This is a genomic window from Enterococcus sp. ZJ1622, from assembly GCF_011038845.1.
GTDB lineage: Bacteria > Bacillota > Bacilli > Lactobacillales > Enterococcaceae > Enterococcus_B.
Map to the genome: position 1 here is coordinate 307,102 of NZ_JAAKDW010000001.1, position 15,941 is coordinate 323,042.

A 15,941-nucleotide genomic window follows, 5' to 3' on the forward strand; every position below is an offset into this window, starting at 1 on the left:
TTCATGGGATTAATTAACACACTTTCCAAATCAAAACTAATCAAATCAAGTTTTTGGTACACAATCGGAAACTTTTTTATTAAAGGCATTTCATTTATAACTATTCCAATTTTTGTAAATATTACTACTCAAGCTGAATATGGTTTAATTAATAATTTTGCATCTTTTGTCTCAATTTTTTCAATACTGGTTGGATTAAGTCTAAATTCAGCTATTAATAATGCTAGTTTTGATTATAAAAATGAAATAAATGAGTTCATGTCAGCTGCGCTTTCACTAGCTACCCTTTCATTAACTGTTTTTTTAATATTCGGAAATATATATTTTGTATTTACAGATGAATTTTTTAATATGAATCAAATTGTGTTTAATTTAATGTTGTTACAAAGTTTTGCTAGTTTTGTAATTAGTTATATTCAAGCATATTTTACTATTAACTTTAATCACTTTAAATACTTAATTTTATCATTTGTATCTACTATATTGAATGTGGCTGCTTCCGTAGCACTGATGCAAACTTTATACGTAGAAAATAAATATATTGGTAGAGTAGTTGGTGGAACATTAGCCTTTGTATTAATTGGTTTAATAATATATTTGCGAATAATGATTAAGGGAAAGCACTTTTTTGATAAAAAACAATGGAAATATGCTTTAAAAATTTCATTGCCTTTGATACCACATTCTTTAGCAAATATAGTTTTAGCTCAATTTGATAGAATTATGATTAATTCCTATTTAGGTCCTGCTGCTGGAGGAATATATTCATATATCAGCAATATAGGTATAATTTTAAGTGTAGTATGGATGTCAACTAATAACGCGTGGGTGCCGTGGTTTTATGGTGAAATGAGTAAAAAAAATGAGAAGACAGTGAAAAAAGTTAGCAATTACTATCTCTTAGCGTTTACTCTAATTACAATGATTGTGATGGTTGTTTCCATAGATTTGGCAAAATTTATGGCTCCAAAAGAATATTATCCTGGATTATCTTTGGTTATTCCTATTACTTTAGGGTATTTCTTCCAATTTTTGTATAGTTTCCCAGTCAATGCGGAATTCTATGAGAAAAAAACATCTTTTATAGCTATCGGGACAATAGCAAGTGCTGTAATCAATGTATTGTTAAATATAATTTTTATACCTGAATTTGGAATTATTGCTGCAGGGTATACGACAGTATTTACTTACTTTTTACTCTTCTTGTTCCATTATAATATTGCAAAAAAAATTACAGGCAAACAATTATTTGACACAAAAAAAATATGTATCATAATAGTTTTTGTATCGATTTTTTCATTAGCACTTCATGTATTAATCAATCAAATAGTTATTCGCTATGTACTGACATTGTTATTGATTATTAGTTTCGGTATTTATTTTTTGAAAAACAAAGATCGAATTATAGATGATTATAATTCATAAGGAGTGGTAGTAGTGTTTAAAGGAAAAACAATATTAGTTACTGGTGGAACTGGGTCCATTGGAAGTGAAATCGTTCGGCAACTATTGAAATTTGAACCAAAAGCAATTAGAATTTTTAGCCGTGGTGAAGAAAAACAATTTTATATGCAACAAGAACTTTCCCAGTATTCTAATTTAAGATTTTTAATTGGTGATATCAGGGATCCTCAGAGAATTGATTATGCGTGTCGCGATGTCGACATTATCTTCCATGCTGCAGCCATGAAGCACGTTCCAGCAAGCGAGTATAATCCGATGGAAGCGGTGAAGACAAATGTGATGGGAACTCAAAACGTAATAGACGCCGCAATAAAAAATGATGTTAAACATTTTGTAGGTATTAGTACAGATAAAGTAGTAAGTCCTACTAATACGATGGGAACGACAAAATTGTTAAGTGAAAAGTTAATAATCGCTGCAAATCAATATAAAGGAAAAACAGAAACAAATTTTTCTTGCGTGAGATTTGGCAATGTCATGGGTTCAAGTGGATCGGTAATCCCCCTTTTTTGCAAACAATTAGAGAACAATAAGGACATCACACTAACGGATAGTAATATGACTCGATTTATGATGTCTATACCAGATGCTGCAAAATTAGTATTGTCTGCTGCTATGAACTCAAAATTTGGAGAGACGTATGTTCTAAAAATGCCTTCAATCAAAATTTTAACTTTAGCTCAGGCATTGATAGATTTGTATAATAGTACGCATGAGAGTAAATATAAAGGTGAAATCAAAATTGTAGGTGTGAGACCTGGTGAAAAGCTATATGAAGAGCTGATGACTGTGGACGAAATTGAGCGATCATATGAAAATGATAAAATGTATATTATCCCACCACATTATCATGCAACTGATAAACTTTATGAAGACTATGAAAAAATAAAAATCACTGCATATTCTTCGGATACTACTGATTTAATGAGCGGACAAGAATTTATCAATATTGTAAAAGAGAATAAGATTATCGAGTGGTAAGGGGGAGAAAAATGGAATCTCAAGTATATATAATTGCGGAGATTGGAGTAAATCACAATGGAAGTCTTGATTTAGCCTTAAAAAGTATTGATAAAGCCAAAGAATGTGGAGCTGATGCGGTTAAATTCCAAACATTTAAGACAAGTAAATTAGTTTCTAAAAAAGCTCCAATGGCAAAATATCAGAAAGCTAATTTGGAGAAAGATGGTTCTCAATTTGATATGTTAGAAAAATTGGAATTATCAAAGTCAGATTTTATTGAAATAAAACAATATTGTGCGCAAAAGGAAATTGATTTTTTGTCTACCCCTTTCGATGACGAAAGTGCGGCATTTTTAAAAGAAATAGGGGTAGAAGGATTTAAAATTGGTTCCGGAGATCTAACCAATCTACCTTTTCTTAGAAAAATTGATATGTATGGACTACCAATCCTATTATCTACGGGTATGTCTAATATGGATGAAGTCAGAGAAGCTATGGCGTGTTTTGTGGATAGTCCTGTAACAATCCTTCATTGTACATCTAACTATCCTGCTGCTCCTGAAGATATTAATTTATTAGCTATCAATTCATTGAAGGAAACATTTAATGTGCCTGTAGGGTATTCTGACCATTCTTTAGGGTATGACGTTGGGATTTGCTCAGTTGCAATGGGTGCAAAAGTGATTGAAAAACATTTTACTTTGGATACGTCATTGCCTGGGCCAGACCACAAAGCTTCTTTGGATCCTAAAGAATTTAAGGAGTTTGTAAATCATATTAGAAATGCTGAAGTTTTTCTAGGTGATGGTGTTAAAAGAGCAATGCCATCTGAACTTAGCACTAAAGATGTTTCTAGAAAAAGTTTAGTTGTTACTAAAGATCTGAGTGTCGGAGATACTCTATCAGAAGAATCTCTTACAATTAAACGTCCGGGAAATGGATTAGCACCTAAATATTTATATCAATATATTGGGAAAAGGGTCAAGAAATCAATAAGCGCAGATAGCATTCTGCTTGAGGAAGATGTTGAATGAAGAAAATCTTTATAGTGAGTGGCACTCGTGCTGATTATGGAATATATAAGCCAGTTGCTGAAGAATTAAAACGAAGCAATTGGGATGTGTCATTTGTTGTTTCTGGTATGCATCTAGCTCATCAATATGGATTTACCAAGGAAATAATTTTAAAAGATGGTTTTAAAATTGTTGGAGAAGTTCAGAGTCTCTTCTTAGAAAATACGAAGGGAAACATGGCACGCTCAGTTTCATTAGAAATAAGTGGTTTTACCAATATTTTTGAGCAACATAACCCTGATTTTGTTTTATTGTTAGGAGATAGAGGAGAAATGCTAGCAGCTGGAATTGCTTGCTTATATCTGGGTATCAAAACAGCTCATATTCATGGGGGTGAAAGATCTGGTACCGTAGATGAATCAATTAGACATGCTGTTTCAAAGTTATCTTCAGTTCATTTTACTGCTACAAAGAAGAGTAAGGAACGTTTATTAAAAATGGGAGAGGATTCTTGGAGAATCTTTTCTGTAGGTGCTCCTAGAATCGATACAATCTTGAATAGTAAATTACCTAGTTTTGAGAGTATACAAAAAAAATATAATTTTAATTTTGAGAAAAAAGAATATATTTTACAAGTGTTTCATCCTGTGGTTACAGAATTAGAAAATATTGAAAAACAAGTATTGACTTTGATAAAGGCTATGAAGAATGAATCAGTTCCAATTATCTGCATTTTACCTAATAGCGATGCTGGAAGTGAGATTATTCGAAAAATATACCAAGAAAACTTTATTTCAAATATCATATATATAAGCAACTTAAATCCTGAAGAATATTTAACAGTATTGAAAGAATGTAGGTTTATGATTGGGAATTCTTCTTCTGGGATAATTGAAGCAGCTTCTTTCAAAATACCAGTTATAAATTTAGGAACTAGGCAAAACGGACGTGAGCAATCTCCAAACATTATAAATGCAAATTTAGAAGTTAATGAAATTGAAACTGCATTAAAGTATGTTCAAAATCCTGTCTTTTTAAACAAATTAAGTAACGTTGTAAATATCTACGGCGATGGTAGAAGTGCCAAAAGAATAGTCAAAATATTGAATAAAATTTTGGATGAGAAGGAAGAGTTGAAGTGGATTCAGAAAAAAATAGCTTATTAAAATATTCCAAATATCAATATATCATTATTGGCGCAGGTGGGCACGCAAAGGTCATTCTTGAGACTTTAAGATTAGAGAATAAAAAAATTTATGGATTTTTCGATGATAATAATGTTAAATTACAAGGACTAAAGTATCTTGGTACAATAAAAGAACTGAACAAATGGACGGATAAAGAGAAAGAAAAATATAAGTTTATTATAGCTATTGGTGATTGTGCTGTGAGAAAAAAAATTGTGGAACAATTGAATTTATCTAGTGAACAATATGGGGTAGCTATTCATCCTAGTGCTATTCTTGCTGAATCAATTTCTATTGGACCTGGAACTGTTATTTTTGCGAATGCTGTGCTTAATCCAGACGCTGTAATTGAAAAACATGTCATAATAAACACTGGTTGTATTGTCGAACACGATTGTATAATTAAAAGTTATGTTCATCTATCTCCAGGAGTGGCATTAGCTGGAGGGGTAAGAGTAGGAATAGGAACTCAAATTGGAATTGGCTCTCAATGTATCCAGACGAAGAAAATTGGTTCTTGGTGTATGATAGGCGCAGGCAGTACTATTGTTAAGGACATTCCATCTCATACCTTGGTTTATGGCACGCCTGCTAAAATTATGAAAGAAGGAATTAATATTGAATTCTAGAATTTTATTATCAAGCCCACATATGGGTGGGACAGAAGAAAAATATGTTGCTAAGGCTTTCAAGGATAATTGGATAGCACCACTAGGAGAAAATGTTGATAAATTTGAAGAAAGTATTACACAATATACTGGTTCTGAAGGAGGAGCTTCAGCATTAAGTTCAGGTACAGCAGCTATCCATTTGGCATTACGTTTATTGAATGTAGGTAAAAATGATATTGTTTTTGCGCCTTCATTTACATTTATTGCTTCAGTAAATCCGATTCTATATCAAGGGGCTACTCCTGTATTTATTGACTCAGAACCTAACACATGGAATATGAGCCCCATCGCTCTAGAACGAGCTTTAGAAGATGCAGAAAGAAATAATGAAATGCCTAAGGCAATCATAGTAGTGAACTTATATGGACAAATGGCTAATTATGAACAAATTTTAACTATTGCGAATCGTTTCAATATCCCGGTAGTGGAAGATGCTGCAGAATCTTTAGGTTCAACTTACAAAGGAGTTTCTTCTGGTCTCTTTGGAACTATTGGTATTTATTCATTTAATGGAAATAAAATTATTACGACTTCTGGTGGAGGAGCTTTAGTAGCAAAAGATAAAAAATATGTCGAGCATTCAAGATTCTTAGCTACTCAAGCACGCGATCAAGCACCATATTATCAACACAGTGAAATAGGCTATAATTATCGTCTGAGTAACATTTCTGCTGGGATTGGACGTGGACAAATGGAAGTTTTAGATGACCGTGTCGCTAAACGCAGAGAGATTTTTGATCGATATAAGGACGCTTTTTCTGGATTGGACAGAATTGAAATGATGCCAGAAGTAGAAGATATGGTACCTAATCGATGGTTGTCTACCTTAACAATTAACGGTTATAATTCTATTGATCAAGTAGTTGATTTAATAAATAAAATGAACGAAAAAAATATTGAAACTAGAGCTCTATGGAAACCACTTCACTTACAACCATTATTTCATAGCTCAAAGATGTATTACCATGATGAAGGTACTAGTGTATCTGAAAAATTGTTTAATAGCGGACTCTGTCTGCCATCTGGGAGTAACATGACAGAGAGCGAACAAGAATTTGTAATTGAAGAGTTTAAAAAATTATTTAAGTAGGAGTGCTGTTGTATGAAAGTGGGAATTATTGGATTAGGTTCTATGGGTAAAAGAAGATTACGTCTCATTCAAGCTAATTTTAATGATATTTTATTATGTGGTATTGATACCAATAATATAAGACGTCAAGAAGTAGAAAATAGATATGGTATACCCACCTATAGCAGTTTAGAGACAGCAAATACTGAATTTGAACTAGACACAGTTTTTGTCTGTACTTCTCCTATAACCCATGAAAATATAATTAAGGAAGCTTTAAATTTAGAGTGTAATATTTTTACTGAAATTAATTTATTAAATGAATATTATTCAGAGGTAATCCAATTAGCAGAAAAGAAAAGAAAGTTGTTGTACTTGTCTTCTACATTTTTAAAAAGAAAAGAAATACAATATATCCGATTAAAAGTAAAGGATGAACAAAATATTTCGTATCGGTATCATGTGGGACAATATCTCCCTGATTGGCATCCATGGGAAGATTACCGTAATTTTTTTGTTTCAAATAAAAAAACAAATGGCTGCAGAGAAATATTTGCTATTGAATTGCCTTGGATTATTGATACTTTTGGAAAAATTAAGAAATTCTCTGTAAATGCTCGAAAATTGTCCAATCTTGATATCGATTATCCAGACAGTTTTAATCTATTGATTGAACATGAGAGTGGTGTTGTCGGAACCATGACTGTAGATCTTGTTTCAAGAATTGCAAAAAGAGAATTAACGATAATTGGCGAAAATAATTTAATAGAATGGTATGGTAATCCAAATTCCTTATTTTCATGGAGTAATAAAGACTCTGATATGAAAAAAATTGAGTTGTATGATGATATAATTAGTGACAGTAATTATTCCCATACCATAATCGAAGATGCTTATTTAGAAGAAATAAAAGAATTTTTTATGATTTTAGAAAAAAATTTAAAACCCAATTACACTTTTGAACAAGACGACTATGTCATTAACTTAATTAATGAAATTGAGGCAAATTAGTATGAAAGTAATTTTTTTTGGATTAGGCTCAATCGGGAAAAGACACTTGAAAAATCTACTGAGTTTCGGTGCTGAAAGATCTGTTGAATCTGATATCACAGCTTACAGTAGTAGTGGCAAAAAAGAATTTCGAGGTATCACATATATCCAAGACGAAGAAGAGTTAGCCCCGCATTATGACGTAGCATTTATCACAAATCCAACTTTTAAACATCTAGATACTTTAAATATGATTATAAAAAAAGCAGATTATATCTTTTTAGAAAAACCTGTTTTTTCGGAAAGTATCAATCTTTCCCAATATAATTATGATTATCAAAAAATTTATATAGCTGCTCCATTAAGGTATAAACAAGTTATGAATATTGTACGTGAAAAAATTTCTAGTACTGAAGTTTATTCAGCCAGAGTAACTTGTTCTTCTTATCTTCCAGAATGGAGAAAAGATACAGATTACAGAAAAAATTATTCTGCCTTCAAATCTATGGGTGGTGGTGTTGAATTAGACTGTATACATGAATTAGATTATGTTATAAATCTATTTGGTTTTCCAAAAGATGTGAAAAAGAAATTTGGTAAATTTTCTAATCTTGAAATTAAAAGTAATGATTTAGCTACTTACTTATTGGAATATAATGATAAAATTATAGAAGTCCATTTAGATTATTTTGGGAAAAAATCCAAAAGGAAGCTCGAATTATTTACTTCAGATGGATTTATTAATGTTGACTTGTTAGCTAATGAAGTAAGTATTGATGAGCATATCATTGAAAAGATAGATGAATCCTCCAATTATATGTATGAAGAAGAATTAAAATATTTTTTAGAAAATGTAATAATGGGTAAAAGTAATTGGAATAATTTATACCATGCGAATGAAGTATTAAAGATAGCTGAGGAGAAATAAATGGAAATTTTGTTTACTATTTGCGGTAGAGCTGGTTCTAAAGGATTTAAAAATAAAAACTTGAAATATTTAGCTAGAAAACCTTTAGTTCATTATGCTTTAGCAATAATTGATATCTATCAATCGAAACATCCTGAGTATAATTGTTCAATTTGCTTAAACACAGACAGTGATGAATTAATAGAATTGACAACTAAATTAAATTCATCTGTAAAAATTATAGAACGGAAACCTGAATTAGCGACAGATACCGTAGGGAAAATTGAAGTAATTAGAGATTCATTTCTAAATTTAGAATCAGAAAAAAAACATTTTGACTTAATTGTAGATTTAGATTTAACCTCACCTTTACGTGAGGTTTCTGATCTTGAACAGTTGATATCTGAACATTTAAATAACATAGATGAAAAAGATGTTTATTTTTCAGTTGTGTCTGCAAGGCGTAATCCTTATTTCAATATGGTAAAAAAAATTGATAATGAAGTTACTATAGTTAATACATCGGATTATACATCTAGACAGCAAGCGCCAGAGGTCTTTGAGATGAATGCTTCTATGTACTCCTTTAAGCCTGAATTTCTAAAAAAGAATAATTATATCTTTAATGGGAAATGTGGAATAATAGTAATGAAAGATTATCTTGTTTTAGATATCGATAGTGAAGAAGATTTTAATTGGTTAGAATTTTTATTCCCTAAATTTTTAGAAGATTCAATTGAACTGCAAGATATTTATAATCATTAGCATTGGAGGATAGAAAATGTCGAACTATCTCATTCCCGGCGGCGCCGGCTTCATCGGCTCGACGCTCGCGAATTATTTGGGAAAAGAAAACAATGTGGTCGTGATCGATGACTTGTCGATGGGGAAAAAAGAGAATCTGGATGAATCGAAGCACATCACGTTTATTGAAGGGGACGTCGCTGACAAAAATTTGATGGAAAAGGTCATGAAAGAATACCGTTTCGATTATATTTTCCATCTGGCGGCTGTTGCTAGTGTGGCGGATTCTGTCGCACGCCCGCTGGAGACTCATCGCGTGAATTTTGACAGCGTGCTGCTTATGCTTGAGCTTGTCCGCAGCTACCAGCCTGAGTTGAAACGGATCGTGTTCAGTTCGTCTGCTGCAGTTTATGGCGATGAACCAACGTTGCCTAAAAAAGAAGAATCAGTCATTCGTCCATTGACACCGTATGCGATCGATAAATTTGCAGCGGAACAGTATGTTTTGGATTACTGTCATTTATATGGTGTTCCAACGAGTGCTGTGCGCTTTTTCAATGTTTATGGACCAAATCAAAACCCAAGCTCTCCTTATAGCGGCGTGATCTCCATTTTGGTCGATCGTTACAAGAAACAGCTTGCAGGAGAAGACACTTCATTTACTTTGTTTGGTGATGGCAGTCAATCAAGAGATTTTGTCTATGTGGATGATGTGATCCAAGCACTGCTTCTGGTTGCAACCAAAGAGGCTGCTTTAGGGAAACAGTTCAATGTCGGCACAGGAAAAGCGACGACGTTATTGGAACTGATCCATGCGATCGATGAGATACTTGAGGTAGAATTGAAGCTGGAGTATGAAGAAGAGCGTTCTGGTGATATCCATGACTCATTAGCGGATATCTCTAAAATCCAATCGATCGGTTATCAGCCTCGATATGATGTACTTAGCGGAATGACGAATTATCTGAAAACAGAAATCAAATAAAAAAGATCTTATGATAGTTTAAACGAAGAGAGCCAAACGCTTGAAGAACTTGTTTCATCGATCAGCGTTCGGCTCTTTTTTATAAAATTGTTATCCTTTAGACAATTGGTTTGATCCTTCGATCAGGTCGTAAATCTTATTTCTCAGATCAGTAGCAGGAGTTTTGAATTTTTTGTCGGCTTGCACATTGCTTTCCATCACGACAGCATCTGAGGTGTTTTTTTTCATGGCTAAAACAGCATGGAATCGATTGATGTTTCCTTGTGCTAAAAGATAGTTGTTCCCGCTGTAGACTCCTCCATTATAAGGATGCTTGGTACCGTTGTCTTGCCATAAGGAGAAGAGCAGGTCTTTTGGTATCAGCTTTCCTGAAAGTACCTTAGTGAAGAATGCATCCAAATCATAGACAGACATGCTGATGTTTCCTGTTCCGAGTTCATTGCGGATATCTGTCTCTGTTTCACTAAGAGCTTTCCAGTAATCATTTTTTGCTGACATTTGATAAGAGATAGCATGTTGTGGAGAATTCTTTATTTGTTCATAGAAATTCGTCTGTTTCAATTGTAGTGGCTGGATCAGTTCTTTCTTCAGCAGCGTCTCATAAGGCTGATTCGTCAATTTGAGTAAAATACCTGTTAATAACGTAAAATTTAATGGTTCATAATGGTACGTATGATAATCGGTGAATTTCAGGTGCGCTAAAGCAAAACGGATCACTTCATTGTCTGACATAGGTTTATCTGGCGAAGCCGTACGATGAAGGCCAGAGCGCATATAGAGCAAGTCCTTGATCGTGATCTTCTGACTGCCTGGAATCTTGGGATAGAAATCTGCCAGCTTGGTTTCTAGTGTAAGATTGCCTTGTTCTACTTGTTTCAAAATAAGTAGCGCAGTCATCGCTTTTTGGATAGACCCGATCTGATAGTATAGGGCAGGCGAATTCGGCAGGTGTTTTTGTTCATTGGCATAGCCATAACCTTTTTCAAAAATTACCCGATTGTTTTTACGTACGTAAATCGAACCGATATAGTCAGCTTTTTGCAAAAGCTGATCGATTTTTGCAGAAAGTTGCTGTTCTTCGGGGGTCAAAGGCGTTGAAAGCTTTGGCGTCTGGATACCAGAAATAGATGAAAAAGTCTGATCTTCTTTGGATAGCTGCCAGCCAAGTAGTATGCCTGTTGAAAGCGCACAGCCTGATAAAAGAAAAATCACTAAAGGAATCAGCCGAAATGAACGTTTTTTTTGATGTCTTCCTTTTCTCATCGGGACTCCTTTCTGTTTTTTTTTGTGGACAATATTTATTGTAATCCGCAGCTTTGCTATTTACCACTTACAATTTTGACATAATATTTGAATAAAATAATTCACGGCAGTCAAAATTTCATGTATAATAAATAGAGTTACGAAGTTGATAGTAAGGAGGAGTTGTTTTGTCAGAAAACAAACAACATCCAGAAGAAAAAAACAGAAGAAAAACCAGCGAAAAAACTACCGCTGATGTAATCAGTAAGCGAAAAGATATGCGTAAAAAAGAAGACAAGATCGTTGGAAAGATCATATTAGTGATCGTACTCACTTTATTGATCATCGGCGGTGTTTTTGGATTCACCATCTATCGTTATGTGGACAATGGGCTGAAGCCTCTGGATGCCTCAGACGATCAGCTGGTTCAAGTGGAGATTCCAAGCGGTTCATCTAACAAGCAAATAGGAGAGATATTGGAAAACGATCAGATCATCAAGAGCGGCATCGTTTTTAATTATTATACCAAGTTCAAAAATATGACCGGATTCCAAGCAGGTTATTATCAAATGTCACCAAATATGACATTGGATGAAATCGGAAAGCAGCTACAAGAAGGCGGGACATCGGAGCCGACAAAAGTAGCGGATGGGAAAGTCGTGATTCCTGAAGGGTATGATATCGATCAGATCGCTTCACGTGTGGCAAAAGTCACCGGTAAAGACAAACAGGAATTCTTGGATTTGATGAAAGACGAAAGTTTCTTCAAAGAACTCTATCAAAAATTCCCGGATCTGCTGGAGAGTGCCTCGAAGGCCGAAAACACGAAATACCGCTTAGAAGGGTATTTGTTCCCAGCAACCTATGATTATTACAAGAGTACTTCTCTGAAAGATCTGGTTGTCCAGATGGTGGCAAAAACCAATGAAGTGATGCAGCCGTATTATGCAACAATCAAGCAGCAGAACCATACAGTACAGGAAGTCCTGACATTGGCTTCGTTAGTTGAAAAAGAAGGAGTGTCAGAAAACGACCGTAAGAACATCGCACGGGTATTTTATAACCGGATCGATGCAGATATGCCGCTTCAGTCAGATATTTCTGTTTTGTACGCATTAGGTGAACACAAAGAATTCGTCACTTATGAAGATACTGCTGTCGATTCCCCTTATAATTTGTATACTAATACAGGTTATGGTCCAGGGCCTTTAGACAGTCCAAGTGAGTATTCCATCAAGGCAGTCTTGGAGCCGGCAGAGAATGACTACTATTATTTCGTGGCTGATATGAAAACTGGAGATGTTTACTTTGCAAAGACGTACGAAGAACACTTAGAATTAGTTGACAAGTACGTGAACAATTCTTAAGAATAAAAAACTATCTGTAGTTGTTCATTTTTTAGAAAAACATTTACATTTTAAGAAAAGCATGGTAATCTTTTTTGGACTATATTCCTCAAAAGATTACCTTTTGCGGTATTCCATAGAGAAAAAGGAGACGTTACACATGGTAGAGAAAGTTTACCCAATGACTCTAGAAGGTAAAGAAAAACTGGAACAAGAATTAGAAGAGCTAAAAACAGTCAAACGCGGAGAAATCATTGAACGCATCAAGATTGCACGAGGTTTCGGTGATCTTTCCGAAAACTCTGAATATGAATCAGCAAAAGATGAACAAGCATTCGTTGAAGGAAGGATCACGACACTAGAAAACATGATCCGTTTCGCTCAAATCATTGATAATGACGGAGTGGACGCTGATGAAGTATCTATCGGAAAAACAGTGACTTTCATGGAATTGCCTGATGGAGAAGAAGAAGAATATACGATCGTCGGAAGTGCAGAGGCAGATCCATTTTCAGGAAAAATCTCTAATGACTCTCCGATCGCACAAGCCTTGATCGGCAAAATGAAAAACGATGAAGTAACGATCGCCACACCTGGTGGAGATATGTTAGTAAAAATCATCAAAGTGGAACAAGCATAAGAACGTATTGCAAAAAGATCTAGGACTTTCATCTTATGATAAAGTTCTAGGTCTTTTCTCATGCATAGGATGTTCGGCGATTTACATCTAAAGTCCTATAGCATCTCAAACAGAAAATAGTTATGATAATAAGAGAATGTGTCAAGGAGGGAGAAAAAAGATGAATAGCTCTTGGCGTTTTTTCATAGTAGTCGAAGCATTGTTGCTGTTATTTGCTGTTTGGCAGATCGTGAATAATACTGGATTACTACTCTTAGTATTATTCGGTATCTTTAATATATATCTAGCATTACGGAAACATCCACGTACGAGATTCCAGAATTTCCAGCTAGTTTTAGGGTTATTGGTCATTTTTTTCAGTTTAGTGAACAGTCCGGCTTTATGGATGATGGCAGTCTTTGCTGTGTTATTCATCGGTTTGAAAGGGGTCGAGATCTCAGGGATCGATCTGACCAAAAATGCTTTCTGGCGGAAAAAACAAATGGTGATGGTCCAGACAGAACAATTGAAGTCGCATAATAATGAACGCAAAAGACAGCAATTATTCGGCAATCAGCGAATCGGCAATGATGTCTATGAGTGGGACGATATCAATATCGCAGTTATCTCAGGGGATACGATCATCGATCTTGGGAATACTTTACTGCCTAAAGACGATAATATCGTCATTGTACGCAAAGGGGTCGGCAGAACAAGAATCTTAGTGCCTTTGGGGATTGCTGTTAGCCTAGAACATGCGACGCTCGTTGGCAACGTGTTGTTTGAGGAAGAACAGTTTTCATTGAAAAATGAGTCGATCAAGATTTTCAGCAATGATTATGATGAAAATCCTCGACGTCTGAAAATCATTACGAACACACTTCTTGGCGATGTCGAGGTGATCCGTGTATGATGGGAAAGATGTCGAGAGCAATGGTAGCAGTGTATGCAGCAAGTGGTACGTTCCTTGTCATTTTGTTCTCACTGTTCACCTATTTTTATGCAAGTAACCAAGAGCAATGGTGGGGAGAATTGCTGCGGGCCAGATTACTTTATGTCCCGCTGATTTTTCATTTATTTGCGATTTCTTTAGGTGTAGGTCTGATCGTCTTTTTAGTGATATCAGTGATGCAAAAAACACGCTATGGAAAAATCGAAGAAAAACTGCGCGCGCTGTCTTCAGGCAACTATGAGTCAAAAGTCCTGAATGAACCGATCCCAAGTGCGTCCGATGATATCTATGTGAAGGATATCGACAAAGAGATCACAAAAATCAAAGAAAAAATGATCGAGGTATCTAGTGAACTCCAAATTATGACTAGCCGCCCGCAATATGTAGATGGACAAACCAAAGAAGAAATCTTAGAATTAGAGAGACACCGTCTAGCGCGTGAGCTGCATGATTCAGTCTCACAGCAGTTATTTGCTGCGATGATGATGATGTCTGCCTTGACAGAACAAGCAGAAAAAAGCGAAACACCAGAAATTTTCCGTAAGCAGTTGAGAATGGTCGCAGATATCATCAATGCTTCGCAATCGGAAATGCGTGCGTTGCTGCTGCATCTTCGTCCAGTGAATCTAGAAGAAAAGAGTCTGAAGCAAGGGATCGAACAATTGCTGAAAGAGCTGCAGAACAAGATCCAGATTTCATTGAAATGGGATGTGGAGGATGTGACATTGTCCAGTTCGATTGAAGATCATTTATTTCGGATCGTTCAGGAATTATTATCGAATACCTTGCGACATGCAAAAGCAGAAGAACTGGAAGTTTATCTCCATAAAATCGACAATAATCTGCTATTGAGAGTGATCGATGATGGTACGGGATTCAACATGAATGAAACGAAAACCGGCAGCTACGGACTCAGCAATATCAGAGAACGTGTGGCGGGGATTGGCGGAACAGTGAAGATTATCAGTTTTAAAGGTCAAGGAACCAGTGTAGAGATCAAAGTTCCTTTGATAAAGGAGGCGTAAGATAACAATGATAACAGTTTTATTAGTGGATGATCATGAAATGGTCCGTTTAGGCGTATCCTCTTATTTATCGATTCAAGAAGATATCGAAGTGATCGGCGAGGCCGAAAATGGACAGCAAGGGTATGAAAAGGCAATGGAATTACGTCCAGACGTCATATTGATGGATCTGGTCATGGAAGAGATGGATGGCATCGAATCGACAAAAGCGATTTTGAAAGACTGGCCGCAAGCGAAAATCATCATCGTAACGAGCTTCATCGATGACGAAAAGGTCTATCCGGCAATCGAAGCAGGAGCAGCCGGTTATCTGCTGAAAACATCCACAGCGCATGAAATCGCTGATGCGATCCGTGCGACGCAACGTGGCGAAAGAGTTTTGGAACCAGAAGTCACCTCGAAAATGATGGAGAAAATGAGTCGCCGGAATGAACCGATCCTTCATGAAGAACTGACCAATCGGGAAAATGAGATCCTGATGCTGATTTCTGAAGGGAAAAGCAACCAGGAAATCGCGGATGAACTGTTTATTACCCTCAAGACCGTTAAAACACATGTATCAAATATCTTAGCGAAGCTTGAAGTGGAAGATCGTACGCAAGCAGCTATCTATGCCTTCAAGCACGGACTAGTAAAATAAGAAAAAAATCTTATCAGATAAATCAAACAAGTCAAGAAAATGTGTGTCATTTTTCTTGGCTTTTTTACAAAGAAGAAGGCCTGCTTTTGTTTTTAGAAAGGCTTTGCTATACTTGGAAGAGGAA

Annotated in this window: 16 protein-coding genes; 15 read left to right on the forward strand and 1 reads right to left on the reverse strand. The window is 35.3% G+C overall.

The window, feature by feature from the left end:
• Positions 1-3: 3 nt before the first annotated feature.
• Genes G7Y42_RS01550 through G7Y42_RS01595 form a run of 10 tightly spaced genes read left to right on the forward strand, consistent with a single transcriptional unit; the run spans position 4 to position 9,993 of the window.
• On the forward strand, positions 4-1,425 hold the full coding sequence (locus tag G7Y42_RS01550; RefSeq protein WP_165003223.1) for an oligosaccharide flippase family protein: 1,422 nt from the start codon (positions 4-6) through the stop codon (positions 1,423-1,425).
• 12 nt (positions 1,426-1,437) lie between these two features.
• Complete coding sequence (locus G7Y42_RS01555) at positions 1,438-2,445, forward strand: UDP-N-acetylglucosamine 4,6-dehydratase family protein (RefSeq protein WP_165003225.1); 1,008 nt, start codon at positions 1,438-1,440, stop codon at positions 2,443-2,445.
• A gap of 11 nt (positions 2,446-2,456) precedes the next feature.
• The gene (gene neuB, locus G7Y42_RS01560) at positions 2,457-3,461 is read left to right on the forward strand and encodes an N-acetylneuraminate synthase (protein WP_165003227.1); all 1,005 of its coding nucleotides are present in this window, start codon (positions 2,457-2,459) and stop codon (positions 3,459-3,461) included.
• Positions 3,458-4,606 carry a UDP-N-acetylglucosamine 2-epimerase gene (gene neuC, locus G7Y42_RS01565; protein WP_165003230.1) on the forward strand — a complete coding sequence of 383 codons (1,149 nt, stop codon included), beginning with the start codon at positions 3,458-3,460 and terminating at the stop codon, positions 4,604-4,606. Before neuB ends, neuC begins: the two co-directional genes overlap by 4 nt.
• Positions 4,579-5,256 carry an acetyltransferase gene (locus tag G7Y42_RS01570; protein WP_165003232.1) on the forward strand — a complete coding sequence of 226 codons (678 nt, stop codon included), beginning with the start codon at positions 4,579-4,581 and terminating at the stop codon, positions 5,254-5,256. Before neuC ends, G7Y42_RS01570 begins: the two co-directional genes overlap by 28 nt.
• Complete coding sequence (locus tag G7Y42_RS01575) at positions 5,246-6,388, forward strand: aminotransferase class I/II-fold pyridoxal phosphate-dependent enzyme (protein ID WP_165003235.1); 1,143 nt, start codon at positions 5,246-5,248, stop codon at positions 6,386-6,388. Before G7Y42_RS01570 ends, G7Y42_RS01575 begins: the two co-directional genes overlap by 11 nt.
• 12 nt (positions 6,389-6,400) lie before the next feature.
• Positions 6,401-7,378: a Gfo/Idh/MocA family oxidoreductase gene (locus G7Y42_RS01580; protein WP_165003238.1), complete on the forward strand. Its 978-nt coding sequence runs from the start codon at positions 6,401-6,403 to the stop codon at positions 7,376-7,378.
• 1 nt (position 7,379) lies between these two features.
• The gene (locus G7Y42_RS01585) at positions 7,380-8,285 is read left to right on the forward strand and encodes a Gfo/Idh/MocA family oxidoreductase (protein WP_165003240.1); all 906 of its coding nucleotides are present in this window, start codon (positions 7,380-7,382) and stop codon (positions 8,283-8,285) included.
• Positions 8,286-9,029: an acylneuraminate cytidylyltransferase family protein gene (locus tag G7Y42_RS01590; protein WP_165003243.1), complete on the forward strand. Its 744-nt coding sequence runs from the start codon at positions 8,286-8,288 to the stop codon at positions 9,027-9,029.
• Between the two features lie 16 nt (positions 9,030-9,045).
• Positions 9,046-9,993 (forward strand): NAD-dependent epimerase/dehydratase family protein, encoded by a 948-nt coding sequence (locus tag G7Y42_RS01595; RefSeq protein ID WP_165003245.1) that lies wholly within the window; start codon positions 9,046-9,048, stop codon positions 9,991-9,993.
• A gap of 90 nt (positions 9,994-10,083) precedes the next feature.
• Here G7Y42_RS01595 and G7Y42_RS01600 read toward each other — a convergent pair whose 3' ends face one another.
• The gene (locus G7Y42_RS01600; RefSeq protein WP_165003247.1) at positions 10,084-11,256 is read right to left on the reverse strand and encodes a serine hydrolase domain-containing protein; all 1,173 of its coding nucleotides are present in this window, start codon (positions 11,254-11,256) and stop codon (positions 10,084-10,086) included.
• Positions 11,257-11,423: 167 nt separating this feature from the next.
• Here G7Y42_RS01600 and mltG point away from each other — a divergent pair, with 167 nt between their 5' ends.
• From mltG to G7Y42_RS01625, 5 genes are all read left to right on the forward strand, one after another.
• Entirely contained in the window at positions 11,424-12,602 is a 1,179-nt protein-coding gene (mltG, locus tag G7Y42_RS01605; RefSeq protein WP_165003249.1) for an endolytic transglycosylase MltG, read from the forward strand.
• A 139-nt stretch (positions 12,603-12,741) separates the two neighbouring features.
• The gene (gene greA, locus G7Y42_RS01610) at positions 12,742-13,221 is read left to right on the forward strand and encodes a transcription elongation factor GreA (protein WP_165003251.1); all 480 of its coding nucleotides are present in this window, start codon (positions 12,742-12,744) and stop codon (positions 13,219-13,221) included.
• 160 nt (positions 13,222-13,381) lie between these two features.
• A complete protein-coding gene (liaF, locus tag G7Y42_RS01615) occupies positions 13,382-14,113 on the forward strand; it encodes a cell wall-active antibiotics response protein LiaF (protein WP_165003254.1) in 732 nt (243 codons plus the stop codon).
• The gene (gene liaS / locus G7Y42_RS01620; RefSeq protein WP_165003255.1) at positions 14,110-15,177 is read left to right on the forward strand and encodes a two-component system sensor histidine kinase LiaS; all 1,068 of its coding nucleotides are present in this window, start codon (positions 14,110-14,112) and stop codon (positions 15,175-15,177) included. Before liaF ends, liaS begins: the two co-directional genes overlap by 4 nt.
• Positions 15,178-15,184: 7 nt before the next feature.
• The gene (locus G7Y42_RS01625) at positions 15,185-15,817 is read left to right on the forward strand and encodes a response regulator transcription factor (RefSeq protein WP_165003258.1); all 633 of its coding nucleotides are present in this window, start codon (positions 15,185-15,187) and stop codon (positions 15,815-15,817) included.
• The last annotated feature ends 124 nt before the right edge of the window (positions 15,818-15,941 follow it).